The following is a 17,257-nucleotide window of genomic DNA, read 5'->3' on the forward strand; positions in this document are numbered from 1 at the left end:
AAAGCGGGGAGATCTTTTGTGCTGCTTCCGAACATTAAACATCCAGATCAATTAAAAAAACTATCAGTTGGCGAATTAGCTGATCTTGCCGGAGAAATCCGTCAGTTTCTCATTGAGAAGCTATCTGTCACGGGTGGACATCTCGCATCAAATTTGGGAGTGGTTGAGCTCACGCTGGCATTGCACTATTGTTTCGAAAGTCCTCGGGACAAGATGATATATGACGTGGGTCATCAAGCTTATGTTCATAAAATTTTGACTGGTCGGATGGACCAATTCGATACATTGCGGAAACATAAAGGATTGTGCGGTTTTGTTAAACGAACCGAAAGTGAGCACGATGTCTGGGAAGCCGGACACAGTAGCACATCCTTGTCGGCAGCAATGGGAATGGCGCTAGCGCGTGATTTGAAAGGTGAGGACAATCGTGTCATCGCCATGATTGGAGATGGCGCACTGACCGGAGGAATGGCTTTCGAAGCACTCAATCATATCGGCCATGAGAAGAAGAAGCTGATGGTCGTGCTGAACGACAATGAAATGTCGATTGCGCCTAATGTAGGTGCCATGCACAATTATTTGAGCAAAATCCGTTCTGACCGATACTATCTTCGGGCTAAAGATGAGGTCGAGAGCCTGCTTAAGAAAATTCCGGCTATCGGCGACAAACTCGCAAAAACGGCTGAGAGGATGAAAGACAGTCTTAAATACATGATGGTGCCCGGCGTTCTGTTTGAAGAGCTCGGATTTACGTATCTGGGACCTGTTGACGGGCATGATCTCAGCAAACTGATCGACACCTTACGTCAGGCTGACAATGTCGATGGCCCTGTACTGATCCATGCGGTTACAACTAAAGGGAAGGGTTACCGTCCTGCAGAATCCGATTCCCATAAGTGGCACGGTATTTCACCCTACAAGATTGAATCCGGCCAAGTATTAAAGGCAGTCGGCAATCCAATGTATACTGAGATATTCGGTCAGACACTGGTAGAACTCGCGGAGCAGGACAAGCGGATTGTAGCCGTAACCCCGGCAATGCCGGGCGGATCGGGATTGATTCCGTTCAGCGAGAAGTTCCCGGAGCGCATGATCGATGTAGGGATAGCAGAACAACATGCTGCAACCATGTGTGCAGCACTTGCCATGGAAGGAATGAAACCGGTATACGCCGTGTATTCCACGTTCATGCAGCGTGCCTATGACCAGATCGTCCACGACATATGCCGTCATAATGCAAACGTGATGTTTGCGATTGACCGTGCAGGTTTTGTCGGTCCGGATGGAGAAACTCATCAGGGCGTATATGATATTGCATTTATGCGCCATATCCCCAATATTGTACTGATGATGCCGAAAGATGAGAATGAACTGCGTCATATGATGAAGACGGCGCTTGAATACAATGATGGACCAATTGCCTATCGTTATCCGCGGATTAATGTTGAGGGAGTAACCTTAGATACAGAACTCGTGCCTATCCCAATCGGAAAATGGGAGATGGTTCGATCCGGGGAAGGTTGTGCCATTCTGGCAATGGGTCCGATGGTCCAACTAGCTGAAGAAGCGGCAGATATGCTGAAGCGCGAAGGAATCCAGGTCCAGATCGTAAATGCCCGGTTCTTAAAGCCTTTAGATGAAGAAATGCTGAGCAAATTGGCAGCTTCGGGTACCGCTATGGTCGTGCTGGAAGAGGCATCCCAAGCGGGAAGCCTTGGAAGTGCTGTATTAGAATTTTTTGCGGCTCAAGGAACCCATAATGCAGTCGTATCACTTATGGGAATTGAAGACCGCTTTATCGAGCATGGAAGCATCAAGGAACAGCGGGCTGAGGTAGGCTTGACCACTGAGGCGGTATGCGCTGAAATCCGGGGGTTAATCTCTTCCAGCTCAACGTCGGTAGGCAAGAGAAGCTTCTCGTCCTAATGACAGATCAGGAGACAAAGATGGATTCGACACAAAAAGAACGCATTGACGTCCTGCTCGTGGAGCAGGGCTTTTACGAAAGCCGGGAGAAAGCCAAGGCGGCCATCATGGCTGGCCTCGTGTACTCCGGAAGTGAGCGTATTGAAAAGGCTGGTATGAAAATACCTAGATCGTCGGAACTTAGGGTAAAAGGATCGGTTCATCCGTATGTAAGCCGAGGCGGGTTGAAGCTTGAAAAAGCACTGAAGACGTTCGGTATCGATATGACAGGACGGACGATGCTGGACATTGGATCATCAACGGGTGGTTTTACGGATTGTGCGCTGCAGCACGGGGCAGAATACGTGTATGCTATTGATGTTGGTTATAATCAGCTGGACTGGTCACTTCGAAACGATGATCGAGTCTGTGTCATGGAGCGGACTAATTTCCGATATATGACACCCGATGATCTGCTGGGTCCGATTCCGAATTTTTCCAGTATTGACGTATCCTTTATCTCGCTTCGGATTATTCTACCGCCGCTCATGGCGCTGCTACAAAAGCCTGCGGATGTTGCAGCATTAATCAAGCCGCAATTTGAGGCAGGTCGGGAAAAGGTTGGTAAATCCGGAGTTGTAAGAGATCCTAAAGTACACCGTGAAGTTCTTACTCATGTGCTTACTTTTGCTCATCAATTAGGGTTTGAGTTAAAAGGACTTACCTTCTCACCCATAACCGGAGGAGAAGGGAATATAGAATTTCTGGCTCACTGGCGGATTATGCCGGAGAGTCAAGCCCAATCGGAAGAACCGGGGAATGCTTTAGAACAAGTCCCGGATCAGTTGGGCCAATGGATTGACAGTACTGTACAGCAGGCGGCTCATACATTTACGGGAAACTCATCAAAGTGATGAGTTTCTTTTGCTGAAAAAAAGGAGTTGTTCTATTCATCCGCGAATACAAGTTCGAGGTGAAAATGGATGAATGAACGTTATGATGGGCTTCTTATGGTAATGATCGGGGTTGTTGCGATACTGCTGTTGTCATGGCGGCTCAACCGCTGGCTTATGTCGCCGGCATCGAGTCAACTTCCGGGTGTGCCCATCAATGAGAGCATCCAAGATCACCCGGCAATTGAGCTAATGGAGCAGGAAGGCTTCGAAGTGATCGGGGGAAAAGTAAAGATTAACTTGACCTTCGACACAGATGAACTACCGCTTTACAGCCGCCTGTTCATCGATTATGTCGTTACGGACGGCAGAGGTGACTTGTATCTTGTAAAGCTGTCTCGTGAGCGCAAGCATTTGGATTGGACAGGGAGCGGGATTAGGGATCGGCTAATGCCGTTTATGTTGATGTATCCGGAATGTGCCGGAATGCTGTACATTGACATGAATGAAAATGTTATCCGGCGAGTGACCATGGATTGGTCGGACGAGGAATGGATCGGAAACGACGAATAAATCAGCTGAATGAAATTCGGGAGGCTTCTTAAATGAAGGGACAACGACATATTAAAATTCGGGATATTATTACCCATCAGGAAATCGAAACGCAAGATGATCTGGTTGAAGCGCTGAGGACCGAGGGCTTTCAAGTGACACAAGCAACCGTATCAAGAGATATTAAGGAATTGCTGCTTATTAAAGTGCCCATGGACGATGGGCGATACAAATATTCCATGCCGACAGACCAGCGCTATAATCCGGTTCAAAAGTTGAAACGTGCTCTCATTGACAACTTTGTACACATCGATCGGACAGGCAATCTGGTCGTCATGAAGTGTCTGCCCGGAACTGCTAATTCCGTTGCCGTATTGTTGGACAATATGGAATGGTCGCATATTATGGGGACCATATGCGGCGATGATACGATCTTGTTGATCTGCCGTACGGAAGATGATAGTGAGATGGTCGTTTCGCAGATTATGGGATTTATATCGTAATACAGTGGTGATTGATCGGATTGGGATTGGAGGCGCTTGTATATGTTAGTGACATTATCCATTCGAAATTTGGCGGTCGTGGAGGCAGTGGATGTTCACTTTTTTCCCGGGTTTCACGTCCTGACCGGTGAAACCGGTGCTGGTAAATCGATTATTATCGATGCGCTTGGACTTGTAGCGGGAGGACGAGGCTCAGGAGATCTGATCCGGTACGGATGCGACAAGTCGGAGATCGAAGCTCTGTTTGATCTTCCTGCAGGTCATCCGGTTTGGGATACATTAGAGCGGCTCGGAATAGAGGGAAACCCAGAGGAGCATCTGTTAATCCGCAGAGAACTGACTTCACAGGGGAAAAGCACATCACGTATAAATGGGCAGCTGGTCAACCTAACCATGCTGCGTGAAATTGGTGAACAGCTTATTAATATACATGGTCAGCATGAACACCAGAATCTGCTTCGTTCCGACAGGCATTTGAGCTTGCTTGATACTTATGGAGATCAATTGATTAGTCCGATTAAACGAAAGTATCAGGACCAGTATAGCCAATTCATCAAGGTCGAGAAAGAACTAAGTGATTTACTGGAATCCAGTCAAAAAGCATATCAAATGCTGGATATGTATCGATTTCAGCTGGAGGAGATTGCTGCGGCTGAGCTTAAAGCCGGGGAAGATGAGTGGCTTTCCGAAGAGAGATTGAAGCTGTCTCATAGTGAGAAAATGATGGATTCTGTAGGAAGTGCTTATGAGCTGCTGTACGGAACACAGGGTCTTGAAGCGGTCAGCCGTGCATTATCACGCATTGATGATGTTTCAAGTTACGATGAGAAAGGCCTGAAACCTCTGGCAGAGCAGCTTCAATCTGCTTATTATCAGCTTGAGGATGCAGTATTTCAATTACGTGATTACCGGGATCAGATCGAATTCAACCCGAACCGTCTCGATGAGATTGAACAGCGCTTAAATATGATTTCCGGTCTCCGTAGAAAATATGGGGATAATGTGGAGCAAATACTGGAATACTACAAACGCATTCAGCAGGAAACGGATCTGCTTGAGAATAAAGATGAGCATATTGAAGCTTTGAGAAGCCGCAGAGATAAGCTGCTCGGCAGTTTGATGGAGCTGGCCAAAGAACTTAGTGAAGCAAGGAAACAATGCGCCTCTAATCTGGCTAGACAGGTTGAGCAAGAGCTCAAGGATTTGCAAATGGAACGAACTTCTCTCGAAGTCCGATTAAACCAGCAGGATGACCCAAATGGTTATGAACATGAAGGTAGGCGTGTTCGTCTTGGCAAACAAGGGATGGATACAGCGGAATTCCTCATTTCGCCTAATCCAGGTGAGCCGCTTCGACCTTTGGCCAAAATCGCCTCCGGTGGTGAACTTTCGAGGATTATGCTGGCGATGAAGAGCATCTTTGCGAGGCATGATGAAATTCCCGTCCTCATATTTGATGAAGTTGATACGGGTGTCAGCGGCAGAGCAGCACAATCCATTGCCGAGAAGCTGTACATATTGGCTAAAACCTGTCAAGTATTCTCGATTACCCACCTGCCGCAGGTGGCTTGTATGGCTGATCATCAGTATTTGATTGAGAAAAAGCTGGATGACGGAAGAACGATGACGCAGGTTGAATCACTAAGTGATGAGGGTCGTGTAAAGGAACTCGCCCGTATGCTTGGAGGCGTCGAAATTACGGAAAAAACACTTCATCATGCCCAGGAAATGCTCAATCTGGCGGAAGCGCAAAAAGCGTCCAGAAAGGCATCGGGTCAATGATTGACAGTTATAAAAGCCTAGGGGCAGGGTTAACTTAAAGGTACGCAATTGGCGACCAACCTTTTCGTCAAGCGAAAGAAGAAAAAGGGAGCGTGACAGCCATTGAACCCCAACCTCAGGAAAAAACTGCTCGGTTTTATTCTTGCCTTCTTTCTTTGTTTCGTTGGAACTGCTGAACCTGTCCTGTCCTTAGCCGCACTGCCTGATGAAATACGGTTGTTTACAGGACAGCAAGGAAAGCTGAATCTCGCGATGCCGGTTCAGGCACTGGCTTCGGTGGACCGTCCAGATGTGCTTCAATTGAACGGTTCAACCCAATCAGCGCTTAATGTCTCGCTCAGCCGTCCACTAAAGCTTGACCCTCAACAAAGCGGAAAAGCTGAAGTAACCCTGAAATTATTCGGTACTATTCCCCTGAAGACGGTACATGTTAACGTCATGCCAGAACTTAAAGTGTATCCAGGCGGTCAAACAATTGGTGTCAAAGTAAAGTCTGCCGGCATTTTGGTTGTAGGTCATCATCTTGTACATTCCAGCGGAATTAAATCTTCGCCAGGGGAAATCGCAGGACTCAAGCTGGGTGATTTGCTGACTCAGATGGACGGAGTTGTGCTAAATGATGTAACAAAAGTAGCGGAAATCGTTGAAAAAGCGGGTACCGCCAAAAGACCGCTGGATATTACATTCAAGCGTAATGGCAAGGAGATGAAGACCAAGCTTACTCCGGCTTATGACGCAGAAGATCAATCTTGGCGTCTTGGTCTGTTTATTCGGGATTCTGCAGCAGGTGTGGGAACTCTCACGTTTTATGCACCACAACAAAAAGTTTATGGAGCTTTGGGCCATGTCATCACAGATATGAACACTCAGACTCCGATCGAAGTGGGAAGTGGGCAAATTTTGCAGTCCAATGTAACCTCCATTTCACGTAGCGAAGAAGGCGAACCAGGTGAAAAACGTGCTCATTTCTTGAAAGATGGACGAATTTTAGGTAATGTCGAGCGCAACACGCACTTCGGCATATTTGGCAAGATGGATGAAAAACCAAGCCACAGTCTTTATCGTGAACCGATTCCGGTCGCTTTGGCGGGTGAAGTGAAGGCAGGTCCTGCTGAAATATTGACTGTTGTGGAAGGGCAAGAAGTCGAGCGGTTTAAGGTTGAGATCATTCATGTTTCACGCCAGGATGCTCCTGCAACCAAGGGGATGGTTCTACGAATTACGGATCCAAGGCTAATTAAGAAAACCGGCGGTATTGTACAAGGTATGAGTGGTAGTCCAATTGTACAAAATGGCAAGCTTATCGGAGCCGTTACCCATGTCTTCGTGAATGATCCCAAATCCGGTTACGGGTGTTTTATCGAATGGATGCTTCAAGATTCCGGGGTTCTTCCATCGACTCATAACAATGCTCAAAATCTTAAGGCAGGTTAATGCCTTAAGATTTTTTGTCGTATAAAGCCGAAATAAGAAATAATTTGAAACAAAATATTCATTATAAATCAACTTCAAAAAAAAATAAAGAAAAATAATTTTCGACAGAAGGAATTTAAATGACCATGTCGAAAACTTTATCTACAAGAAATTTAACTAAAAGTACTGATCTGATAAAGGAGGAGCACGAATTGCAAAAAATCGAGGTATTATTAGCAGACGACAACCGTGAGTTCACAAACCTGCTCGGAGAATACATTTCGGACCAACAAGACATGGTGGTTACCGGCATTGCCTACAATGGTGAGGAAGTTCTCAATATGATCGAGGAAACCGGTAAGGTTCCGGATGTATTGATTCTTGATATTATTATGCCTCATTTGGATGGCCTGGGCGTTCTGGAACGGCTGCGTGATATGAATTTGTCCCCACAGCCAAAGATCATTATGCTTACGGCGTTCGGTCAAGAGAACATCACTCAGCGTGCCGTGCAGTTAGGTGCTTCTTACTATATTTTGAAACCGTTTGATATGGAAGTGCTGGCCAGCCGCATTCGTCAACTGGTAGGAGTACCTAACAGTATGTCAACGAGTTCTTCGTTTAGCAGTATGAAATCCAATGTTGTTCCAATGGGAAAAGGCAAGAATCTGGATGCGAATATTACATCGATAATTCATGAAATCGGCGTGCCAGCCCACATTAAAGGCTACCAGTATTTACGGGAAGCCATTACAATGGTGTACAACAACATTGAAATACTGGGTGCCATTACTAAGACGCTGTATCCTGCTATTGCTGAAAAATTCAAGACTACTCCTTCAAGAGTGGAGCGTGCGATTCGTCATGCCATTGAGGTGGCCTGGACACGCGGCAATATCGATTCCATCAGCCATCTTTTTGGCTATACCATCAACATCAGCAAATCCAAGCCGACGAACAGTGAGTTCATCGCAATGGTGGCTGATAAGCTGAGAATCGAGCATAAGGTTTCTTGAAAGGGTTAGGGGCTTTGAGCGCTTTTAATATTCAGTGATCAATGCGTCACTTCTTTAGTGGATGATGAACATTCATCGATTCATTAAAGAAGTGACGTATTCATTTTTGATAAGACATCATTTTTCTTATTAAGCGTCGAATTTGAAGGGAAATACAGGTAGCTTGAAGAAAAAGAACACATGGACATCCAAGCCAGAGAATGAGCTAGTATGACGAAAAATTATCAGGGGGTATATCAATGAAAAAAGTATTAGTACTGGGAGGTACACGTTTCTTCGGAAAAAGACTGGTTGCGAACCTGATGGACAGCGGTGCTGAGGTGACCATTTTGACAAGAGGCAACAGTAAGGATGATTTCGGCGGCAATGTAAACAGGCTTGTGGCTGACCGTAAGGATCCTGAGAGTCTGAAGCAGGCGGTCGGTAGCTGTGAATATGATGTTGTCTATGATAATATTTGTTATACACCGGAAGAAGCAGGGGATGCGGCGCAGCTCTTTGCAGGCCGAGTGGGGCAATACATCTTGACATCTACTCTTTCGGTTTATGATTTCGCGGATCATCCGTTAAAGGAAGAAGATTTTGACCCTTACCTTTATCAGGTTATTACTAACAATAACGGGGAGTACAACTATAAGGAAGGAAAACGTCAAGCAGAAGCTGTTCTGTTCAGCCGTCATGATTTAAATGTCACTGCCGTACGTTTCCCCATTGTTCTGGGTACAGACGATTATACCAAAAGGCTCCTATTCCATGTGGAGCACGCTTTGAAGGGCGAAGCTATAGGATTGCCTGCGCCAGATGCACTTATTTCCTTCATTCACGCGGAAGAAGCGGCGGAGTTTTTGAAATGGGCAGGTGAGGTTAAATTTGACGGGCCTGTTAATGCCTGTTCAAATGGATCCGTATCGGTGCGCGAGATTATGGATATGATCAAGCAGGAGACGGGCAAGACAGCACCATTGCACCCATCTGCAGGGATTGATCATATGTCACCGTTCGGGATACCAGGGGATTGGACAATGGATAACAGTCGTGCAGCGGACGCCGGATTTTCGTTCTGGAACTTGAAGGAATGGATGCCACAGCTTATCGCAGAGTACTCGAAGGATATGAATTTGTAGTGTTGCACATCAGGTATAAAGTTTATACAAGAAAGGAAGTCCATCATGAATGACACCGTCGCAGATCTGGCAAATAGAGCTAAATTGCTGAAGGAAACAGGACAATTGAGTCCAGAGGCTGCTTTGCTTGTTGAGCAGCTATTGAAGGAGCTGGAAACAGTTAACCGACAAAATATAAATCTACGGAAAGCAGCTCTGAAATCATCCTCCAAGCAGGCGAGAATGTCCAGTAAATTGAAGGACGCTTTAATGGAATAATATAAATTTATCGGAAGAATAATCCGCTTTCGTAGTGATGCTCAAGCTAACATCATTAGTTCAATTTAGATCAAAACAAAACACCGGAGGAAATATCCCCCGGTGTTTATCTATTAGTGACATATTTATTAGGTGCGTGTAGGCGCGTCCGGATTAGACGGTCGCTTCTTCTTGAATCGTGGTCCTACGTAATTACGCTTGCGGTCTCGGAACAAAATCCAGCCGCCCAGAAAACCGATGCCGAGGACGAACAGGAGAAGGCCTCCACCGAAATGAAGCCATTGGAACGAAGGGTTCGTTATCTGATCGTTACCGTGCACGGCTATATATAAGAAAACGGCATCTTTCATCATTAAAAAGCCTGTCATCGCCATAAAGCCGGGTATTACCAAAATAAGAATAGCGATGAAGCGGGAAATCAGTAATTTCATACGAGATTCCTTCCTCTGTCATGATATGAAAATTCTACTTCTTATAATACCGTTTTCCCCTGGTTATGTCTATTTACGAAGCGGGATCAAATTTGTAATACGTAGAAAAGGGAGTACAATAATAAAGAAATGAAGTACATAATACGGAGGTGCCGTCAGTGGCAATTACATGTGATGTGGCGATTCTCGGTGGAGGTACCGGTGGCTATGTGGCTGCCATTCGGGCTGCCCAGCTTGGGAAAGATGTAGTCATCATTGAGCAGGACAAGCTCGGAGGAACATGTCTTCATCGAGGCTGTATTCCGAGCAAAGCCTTGCTTCGGAGTGCAGAAGTATTTGCGGAGATGAAGGAAAGCGAGAGTTATGGAATTGAAGTCGAAGGCGTTACTTTGTCCTTTGAGAAAGTGCAGAAGAGAAAAGAAAACATAGTGGAAAAACTTCATCAGGGCGTACAGTACTTGATGCGAAAAAATAAAATCCGTGTCATTCACGGTGTTGGCCGGGTTATTGGCCCTTCAATTTTTTCTCCCCGCAGCGGTGCAGTGGCTGTTGAATTAGCGGACGGAGATATGGAGACGGTCGTCCCGACCCATCTTATTATTGCGACAGGTTCGCGTCCTCGTCATTTGCCAGGGCTTGAGCCGGACGGCAAGTATGTGATGACCAGTGACCATGCCCTGTTAATGGAAGAGCTTCCTTCCTCAATCATTATTGTCGGCGGCGGTGTAATCGGTGTGGAATGGGCGTCTATGCTGAATGATTTCGGTGTGGAAGTCACCATTGTGGAGTCTTCTTCTCATCTGCTACCTGCGGAAGACGAAGAGATTGGTAAGGAGATGCGTAAGCTTCTTTCCGGTAGAGGCATCAAGATTATGACCGGAGCTGAGCTGCTGATAGACACCTATGAGATTAGAGACAATCATATTGTGCTTGGTGTCCGGCATGGTGGTAAAGAGCATCTCTTATCATCAGACAAGCTGATGATATCCGTAGGTCGTATGGGCAATGCCGAGAACATCGGACTTGAGAATACAGATGTACGGATCGACAAGGGTCTAATTGTAACCAATGAATTTATGCAGACGACAGAGCCGCATATTTATGCGATCGGGGATGTTATCGGCGGCCTGCAGCTCGCTCATGCGGCAAGTCATGAGGGAATTACAGCTGTCCATCATTTGGCGGGTGAGAAAGAGCTGTCTTACCGTAAGGAATGGATTCCCCGTTGTATATACACTCGCCCGGAAGCAGCCAGTGTTGGACTTACCGAGAAGCAGGCTCTGGAGCACGGGCATGAGATTAAAGTCGGTAAATTTCCTTTTCAGGCTAACGGAAAAGCACTCGTATACGGGATGAATGAGGGATTTGTGAAGGTTATTGCGGATAAGGCTACAAACGATTTATTAGGAGTGCACATGATCGGTCCACATGTGACTGAACTCATTGGTGAAGCAGCCCTTGCACAGGTTTTGGATGCTACTCCTTGGGAAGTTGGATCTTCGGTTCATGCACACCCAACACTGTCTGAAATTATTGGTGAAGCTATGCTGGCTGTTGACGGGAAATCTTCCGGTATTTAAAGCAGATGGTACCACTCTGTGCTATCCCGCATTTCTTTTTATGGGAAAAGGGATTATAATAGCATTAAGCCAAGTCTTAGTACCAGGTTTTAATACTAGATCTGAGAAAGGGATAATACACTGTCATTGTGAAGATTGACGGTGTTATTATTTCAGACTTTTGGTGTGATGACTAAGGAGGGATCTCCATGAAAGAGCAGGAAACGATGACTGAGAAGAACAGGCATGAGCAGCTTGGGTTGACCGACGGACAAGTACTGGACATGTACAAATATATGATACTGGCGCGAAAATTTGATGAGCGAAATATGCTTCTTCAGCGGGCTGGGAAAATCAATTTTCACGTTTCCGGTATCGGGCAGGAAACTTGTCAGGTGGCAGCAGCCTTCGCGCTTGACAGGGAAAAAGACTATTTTCTTCCCTATTATCGGGACTACGGATTTGTTCTTGCCGTAGGAATGACACCGCGAGAGCTGATGCTCTCCGCTTTCGCTAAGGCGGAGGACCCGAACAGCGGCGGCCGGCAAATGCCTGGCCATTTCGGTAGCAAGAGGCTTCGGATCGTAACCGGCTCCAGTCCGGTAACGACTCAGGTTCCTCATGCTGTCGGGTTTGCTTTAGCTGCAAAAATGCAGAAGAAGGATTTTGTTTCTTTTGTTACGTTTGGTGAAGGCTCAAGCAACCAGGGAGATTTTCATGAAGGATGCAATTTTGCCGGGGTAAATAAACTTCCGGTCATTATTATGTGTGAGAATAACCGATATGCGATTTCAGTTCCAGAACACAAGCAGCTCGGCGGGAAGGTCAGCGACCGTGCGCTGGGATACGGGTTTCCAGGCATTCGTGTGGATGGCAATGACGCGCTTGAAGTGTATGCGGCCGTTAAGGAAGCGCGCGAACGGGCGGTGCGCGGAGAAGGTCCGACTCTGATCGAAGCGATGATGTACCGCTTGTCACCACACTCCACTTCAGATAATGATTTGGCATACCGGACGAAAGAAGAAGTTGAAGAGAACTGGAAAAAAGACGGTGTGGCCCGTTTTAAAACGTATTTAGTGAACTTGGGGTTATGGGATGAAAATCAGGATCAGGATTTGATAGCCCAGCTAAACCTGGAGATTAAAGAAGCGACGGAATATGCGGACCGGGCTCCTTTTCCGAAGCCGGAAGATACACTACGACATGTGTACGCCGAGAACGAAGGAGGGGTATAGAGATGGCCGTTATGGAATATATCGATGCAATTCGTCTTGCAATGAAGGAAGAAATGGAGAGAGATGAATCCGTATTTGTGCTTGGGGAGGATGTCGGCGTTAAAGGCGGCGTGTTTACCACAACGAAGGGTCTGATGGAACAATTCGGTGAAATGCGTGTCATGGATACGCCGCTAGCCGAGTCCGCCATAGCCGGTGTAGCTATTGGTGCAGCGATGTACGGCATGAAGCCGATTGCTGAAATGCAGTATTCAGACTTTATGTTGCCTGCGACTAACCAAATCATCAGTGAAGCAGCAAAAATCCGTTATCGTTCTAATAATGACTGGAGCTGTCCCGTCGTTATCCGCGCTCCGATCGGCGGAGGTATTTTCGGAGGGCTCTACCACTCTCAATGTCCGGAATCTATATTCTTTGGGACACCTGGACTTAAAATTGTAGCTCCATTTACAGCGTACGATGCAAAAGGACTACTTAAGGCAGCTGTACGTGACCCGGATCCGGTTCTGTTTTTTGAGAATAAAAAGTGTTACAAGCTCATTAAAGGTGACGTGCCTGAGGATGATTACACCGTGCCAATCGGCAAAGCCAACCTGCTGAGAGCGGGTGCTGACATTACGGTCATCGGATACAGCCAACCATTGCACTTTGTGATGCAGGCGGCGGAGGAACTGGAACGAGAAGAGGGGATTACCGCACACGTTCTGGATCTCAGAACGCTGCAACCGCTCGATCAGGAGGCCATCATGGAGGCTGCCCGTACAACAGGTAAAGTAATGATCGTGCATGAGGATAACAAAACCGGTGGTGTTGGGGCCGAGGTGGCCGCCATTATCGCAGAGAACTGTTTGTACGAACTTGATGCCCCGATTATGCGCTTGTGCGCACCGGATGTACCTGCGATGCCAATCAGTCCGCCAATGGAGAAGTTTTATATGCTGAATAAGGACAAAGTGAAAGAATCCATGCGTCAACTGGCGCTTTATTAAGATATAAGGAGTTGTGAGCATGTCTGAAAACGGGAAAATGACCGATGTGGCGATGCCGCAGCTGGCGGAGTCGCTTGTCTCCGCTACGATCGGTAAATGGCTTAAAAAGCCGGGAGACCGAATTGAGCAGTATGAACCTATCTGTGAAGTGATGACCGATAAGGTAAATGCGGAAATTCCATCGACTATGGATGGGATTATGGGAGAAATTTTGGCAGAGGAAGGTCGGACGGTTGCTGTCGGTGAAATCATCTGTCGTATTTCAGCTGTGGGAAGTATTGAACCCGAAACGGCAGCCCCAGCGCAGTCTCAACCAACATCTGGACAGAACACTCCTGCAGCAGGCGATTCGATGCGAGCACGATACTCTCCTGCTGTGCAAAGTCTGGCCGCAGAACACCGCATAGATCTTAATCAAGTAACAGGAACAGGTATGGGAGGCCGAATTACGCGTAAAGATGTGCTCTCCTACATTGAGCATGGAGGTCCGGCGAAGACGGCGACAGCCGCACCAGTCAATCCTACAGCACCGGATATCCAGAAACCTTCGGCATCTTCAGCTTCGCCGTTTACAGGTATGCTGAATCAACCCCAAGCAGAGCCAAGTCCTCCGCTTGGAACAGTTATTCCGAATGTTCGACATTCTGGTCTCCATTTAACGGAGCTACCGAAAATTCCGACCATTGAGGTCGAAGGAGCGGGAGTCGGAAGAAGCGAATATTTTGTTGATGTGACGCCGATCCGTAGTACGATCGCAAGAAACATGCGCCAAAGTATATCCGAAATTCCACATGCCTGGACGATGATAGAGGTCGACGTTACTAATCTTGTACTAATCCGGAACAAGTTGAAGGATGAGTTTAAGCGTAATGAGGGTGTAAATCTGACCTATCTGGCCTTTTTGCTGAAAGCCGTTGTCAACGCGATCAAGGATTACCCAATCATGAACTCGTTCTGGGCGGTGGACAAAATCGTCGTCAAGCGGGAGATAAATCTTTCCCTCGCGGTCGGAACAGAGGATTCGGTCATGACGCCTGTCATCAAAAGAGCAGACCAGAAAAACATTGCCGGATTGGCTCGTGAAATTGATGAGCTGGCCAGAAAGACCCGTGAAGGTAAACTGACACTCGACGATATGCAGGGCGGTACGTTTACGGTCAATAATACAGGTTCTTTTGGATCGATTTTGTCCTACCCGATAATCAATTACCCTCAGGCGGCCATTTTAACGTTTGAGTCCATTGTCAAAAAACCTGTCGTTATTAATGACATGATCGCAGTACGGTCTATGGCCAATATTTGTCTTTCCTTGGATCATAGAATATTGGATGGCGTTATCTGCGGAAGATTTTTGCAGCGGGTGAAAGATAACTTGGAAGGTTTTACACTGGATACGAAATTGTATTGATTGTTGATTTACTCCCATCTGAGATTTCTTAACAAGGTAAAGTGATTTTTTTTAGGGTACTCTAAGAAAGAAGGCACAGCAGGATGAAGAAAGCATTAGATGTATCTTATACGCCGTTAATGGATTACGGGGCTGCCTGGGACTTGCAAAAGGAGCGGGTCAAGGGAATAGATCTGGGGGAGCGTAGTGAGTGTCTGATGCTCCTCCAGCATCCCCCGACATACACCATGGGATCGCAGCGGCATCCGGAGCATTTGCTTCTCAGCAGAGAGGAGCTTGAAGCCCAGGGAATAGGCTTGTACGAGATAGACCGCGGAGGAGATATTACATATCATGGACCGGGCCAACTGGTCGGATATCCGCTGCTGCTTTTGGATGGTGGGGCAAACCTGGATCTTCACGGATACTTGCGAAACGTGGAACAGGTTATTATCGATTATCTGGCAGATTTCGGAATTGAATCCGGGCGGAAACCAGAGTACACCGGCGTATGGGTCGGCGATCGTAAAATCTGTGCGATTGGGGTAAAGTTTAACAAATGCAAGCATCACAGGGGTTTCGTGACAAGCCATGGCTTTGCACTTAACGTAAAGGCAGGGATTGAGAAGGAAGGCTTCTCGGGCATTGTTCCTTGCGGTATACAGGAGTTCGGCGTAACTTCGTTGGAGGAGTGTACCGGGAAGAATTTCTTGGTAGAGGAAGTCGCCCGGGAGATAATACCATATTTCACCCGGGTCTTTCCCTATGAGATCCAGCTTCAGCAGCGGAATCAAAAAACTATTTAAGGCATTAGCGCAAGAGAAAAGGTTCCAATACAATAAAAAGTGTGGAGCCGATCATAGCAGCCAGCATGAGATAAATGACGATACGAAACCATTTTTTACGTTGCATTGTGTTACTCCTTTGGATTAAGTTTAAATGATGAACATCATGATGCATTCATTTTTTATACATCGTACAAGCAACATTGTAACCCATCTAAGAAAGAGAGGAAAGTCCAATGATTTCACAAGAGCGTATTGTTAATGAGTTTATGGAATTGGTTCGCGTAGACAGCGAGACCAAGCATGAAGAACAGATTTCAGTTGTGCTCAAAGAGAAATTCGGCAGCGTAGGCCTTCAAGTGGTCGAGGATGATACGAAAGAAAAAACCGGTCACGGATCCGGCAACTTGATCATTACATGGGAAGCGGAACAGGCGGACAAAGCTCCTAAACTTCTTTTCACCTGTCACATGGATACAGTAACGCCTGGCAATGGGATTAAACCAGTTCTCGGAGAAGATGGATGGATCCGTAGTGATGGTACCACCATTCTCGGCTCAGACGATAAAGCAGGGATTGCTGCACTTCTTGAAGCTATTCGTGTAATCAAAGATAATAAAATCCCTCATGGTAAAATTCAATTTATCATCACAGCGGGTGAAGAATCCGGTCTCATGGGCGCACGTGCGCTGGATCCTAAGTATCTGGATGCTGATCTCGGTTATGCGCTGGATTCCAATGGTGAAGTAGGAGCTATCGCCGTGGCAGCTCCGACCCAGGCGAAGGTAACTATGATTATTAATGGGAAATCAGCTCATGCTGGAGTAAATCCGGAAGATGGTATCAGCGCCATTCAGGTAGCCGCTAAGTCTATCGCCAAGATGAACCTCGGCCGGATCGATGAAGAAACAACTGCTAATATTGGGAAATTCCAAGGTGGCGGTCCGACGAACATCGTATGCGACTACGTACAGATTGACGCGGAAGCTAGAAGTATCGTTCAGGAAAAAGTAGAGAAGCAGATTGATCTGATGCGCGATGCGCTGGAGACGACTGTACGGGAATACGGTGCAAAATGCGAATTCCGCAGTGAAATTATATACCCTGCTTTCAGCTACAACGAGAACGATAACGTTGTTCAGCTAGCCAAGCGTGCGATTGGTGGACTTGGACTGTCAGGCCGTACGTTCCCATCCGGAGGAGGCAGTGATGCCAATATATTCAACGGATTGGGCGTTCCAACCGTAAATCTTGCTGTTGGTTACGAGGAGATTCATACAACGAATGAACGAATCAAGGCATCCGATCTGGTCAAAGCAGCACAGATTGTTGTTGCGATTGTTCAAGAAGCAGCAAAGGGTTGATCTAATCCCTTTTACTGAGAAATAATAAACAAACAGCAGAGCCCACATCCGGAAGCAAATT

Annotated in this window: 17 protein-coding genes; 15 read left to right on the top strand and 2 right to left on the bottom strand. The window is 46.7% G+C overall.

The window, feature by feature from the left end; genetic code table 11:
* The first annotated feature begins 18 nt into the window (after window positions 1-18).
* From dxs to MNQ98_RS10520, 9 genes are all read left to right on the top strand, one after another.
* Window positions 19-1,926, top strand: a complete 1,908-nt coding sequence (gene dxs, locus MNQ98_RS10480) for a 1-deoxy-D-xylulose-5-phosphate synthase (protein ID WP_241933115.1) — start codon at window positions 19-21, stop codon at window positions 1,924-1,926.
* Window positions 1,927-1,946: 20 nt separating this feature from the next.
* Window positions 1,947-2,819 (top strand): TlyA family RNA methyltransferase, encoded by an 873-nt coding sequence (locus MNQ98_RS10485; protein WP_241933116.1) that lies wholly within the window; start codon window positions 1,947-1,949, stop codon window positions 2,817-2,819.
* A gap of 69 nt (window positions 2,820-2,888) precedes the next feature.
* Entirely contained in the window at window positions 2,889-3,371 is a 483-nt protein-coding gene (locus MNQ98_RS10490) for a hypothetical protein (protein WP_241933117.1), read from the top strand.
* Between the two features lie 32 nt (window positions 3,372-3,403).
* Complete coding sequence (ahrC, locus tag MNQ98_RS10495; protein WP_208914626.1) at window positions 3,404-3,853, top strand: transcriptional regulator AhrC/ArgR; 450 nt, start codon at window positions 3,404-3,406, stop codon at window positions 3,851-3,853.
* Between the two features lie 42 nt (window positions 3,854-3,895).
* Window positions 3,896-5,635 (top strand): DNA repair protein RecN, encoded by a 1,740-nt coding sequence (gene recN / locus MNQ98_RS10500; RefSeq protein ID WP_241933118.1) that lies wholly within the window; start codon window positions 3,896-3,898, stop codon window positions 5,633-5,635.
* 102 nt (window positions 5,636-5,737) lie between these two features.
* Entirely contained in the window at window positions 5,738-7,069 is a 1,332-nt protein-coding gene (gene spoIVB, locus MNQ98_RS10505) for a SpoIVB peptidase (protein ID WP_241933119.1), read from the top strand.
* Window positions 7,070-7,260: 191 nt separating this feature from the next.
* Window positions 7,261-8,064, top strand: a complete 804-nt coding sequence (spo0A, locus tag MNQ98_RS10510; RefSeq protein WP_241933120.1) for a sporulation transcription factor Spo0A — start codon at window positions 7,261-7,263, stop codon at window positions 8,062-8,064.
* A 239-nt stretch (window positions 8,065-8,303) separates the two neighbouring features.
* The gene (locus MNQ98_RS10515; protein WP_241933121.1) at window positions 8,304-9,188 is read left to right on the top strand and encodes an NAD-dependent epimerase/dehydratase family protein; all 885 of its coding nucleotides are present in this window, start codon (window positions 8,304-8,306) and stop codon (window positions 9,186-9,188) included.
* 45 nt (window positions 9,189-9,233) lie between these two features.
* Window positions 9,234-9,446, top strand: a complete 213-nt coding sequence (locus MNQ98_RS10520) for a hypothetical protein (protein ID WP_208914621.1) — start codon at window positions 9,234-9,236, stop codon at window positions 9,444-9,446.
* 128 nt (window positions 9,447-9,574) lie between these two features.
* Here MNQ98_RS10520 and MNQ98_RS10525 read toward each other — a convergent pair whose 3' ends face one another.
* Complete coding sequence (locus tag MNQ98_RS10525; RefSeq protein WP_241933122.1) at window positions 9,575-9,877, bottom strand: DUF2627 domain-containing protein; 303 nt, start codon at window positions 9,875-9,877, stop codon at window positions 9,575-9,577.
* Window positions 9,878-10,035: 158 nt separating this feature from the next.
* On the opposite strand from MNQ98_RS10525, the gene lpdA reads away from it, so the two are divergent.
* The 5 genes from lpdA to lipB all read left to right on the top strand — a co-directional run bounded on the left by lpdA (window position 10,036) and on the right by lipB (window position 15,853).
* Window positions 10,036-11,457, top strand: coding sequence for a dihydrolipoyl dehydrogenase (gene lpdA / locus MNQ98_RS10530; RefSeq protein WP_241933123.1), 1,422 nt, complete (start codon window positions 10,036-10,038; stop codon window positions 11,455-11,457).
* Window positions 11,458-11,645: 188 nt separating this feature from the next.
* A complete protein-coding gene (locus tag MNQ98_RS10535) occupies window positions 11,646-12,671 on the top strand; it encodes a thiamine pyrophosphate-dependent dehydrogenase E1 component subunit alpha (RefSeq protein WP_277883738.1) in 1,026 nt (341 codons plus the stop codon).
* A gap of 2 nt (window positions 12,672-12,673) precedes the next feature.
* Entirely contained in the window at window positions 12,674-13,660 is a 987-nt protein-coding gene (locus tag MNQ98_RS10540) for an alpha-ketoacid dehydrogenase subunit beta (protein WP_241933124.1), read from the top strand.
* Between the two features lie 19 nt (window positions 13,661-13,679).
* Complete coding sequence (locus MNQ98_RS10545) at window positions 13,680-15,068, top strand: dihydrolipoamide acetyltransferase family protein (RefSeq protein ID WP_241933125.1); 1,389 nt, start codon at window positions 13,680-13,682, stop codon at window positions 15,066-15,068.
* An 83-nt stretch (window positions 15,069-15,151) separates the two neighbouring features.
* Window positions 15,152-15,853: a lipoyl(octanoyl) transferase LipB gene (gene lipB / locus MNQ98_RS10550; RefSeq protein WP_241933126.1), complete on the top strand. Its 702-nt coding sequence runs from the start codon at window positions 15,152-15,154 to the stop codon at window positions 15,851-15,853.
* Between the two features lie 4 nt (window positions 15,854-15,857).
* Here lipB and prli42 read toward each other — a convergent pair whose 3' ends face one another.
* The gene (gene prli42, locus MNQ98_RS10555; protein ID WP_208914615.1) at window positions 15,858-15,959 is read right to left on the bottom strand and encodes a stressosome-associated protein Prli42; all 102 of its coding nucleotides are present in this window, start codon (window positions 15,957-15,959) and stop codon (window positions 15,858-15,860) included.
* Window positions 15,960-16,068: 109 nt separating this feature from the next.
* Between prli42 and MNQ98_RS10560 the strand changes: the two genes are divergently transcribed.
* Window positions 16,069-17,196, top strand: a complete 1,128-nt coding sequence (locus tag MNQ98_RS10560) for a tripeptidase T (protein ID WP_241933127.1) — start codon at window positions 16,069-16,071, stop codon at window positions 17,194-17,196.
* Window positions 17,197-17,257 lie beyond the last annotated feature (61 nt).

Origin of the sequence: Paenibacillus sp. N3/727, from assembly GCF_022637315.1 — a bacterium.
Taxonomy (GTDB): domain Bacteria; phylum Bacillota; class Bacilli; order Paenibacillales; family Paenibacillaceae; genus Paenibacillus_AQ; species Paenibacillus_AQ uliginis.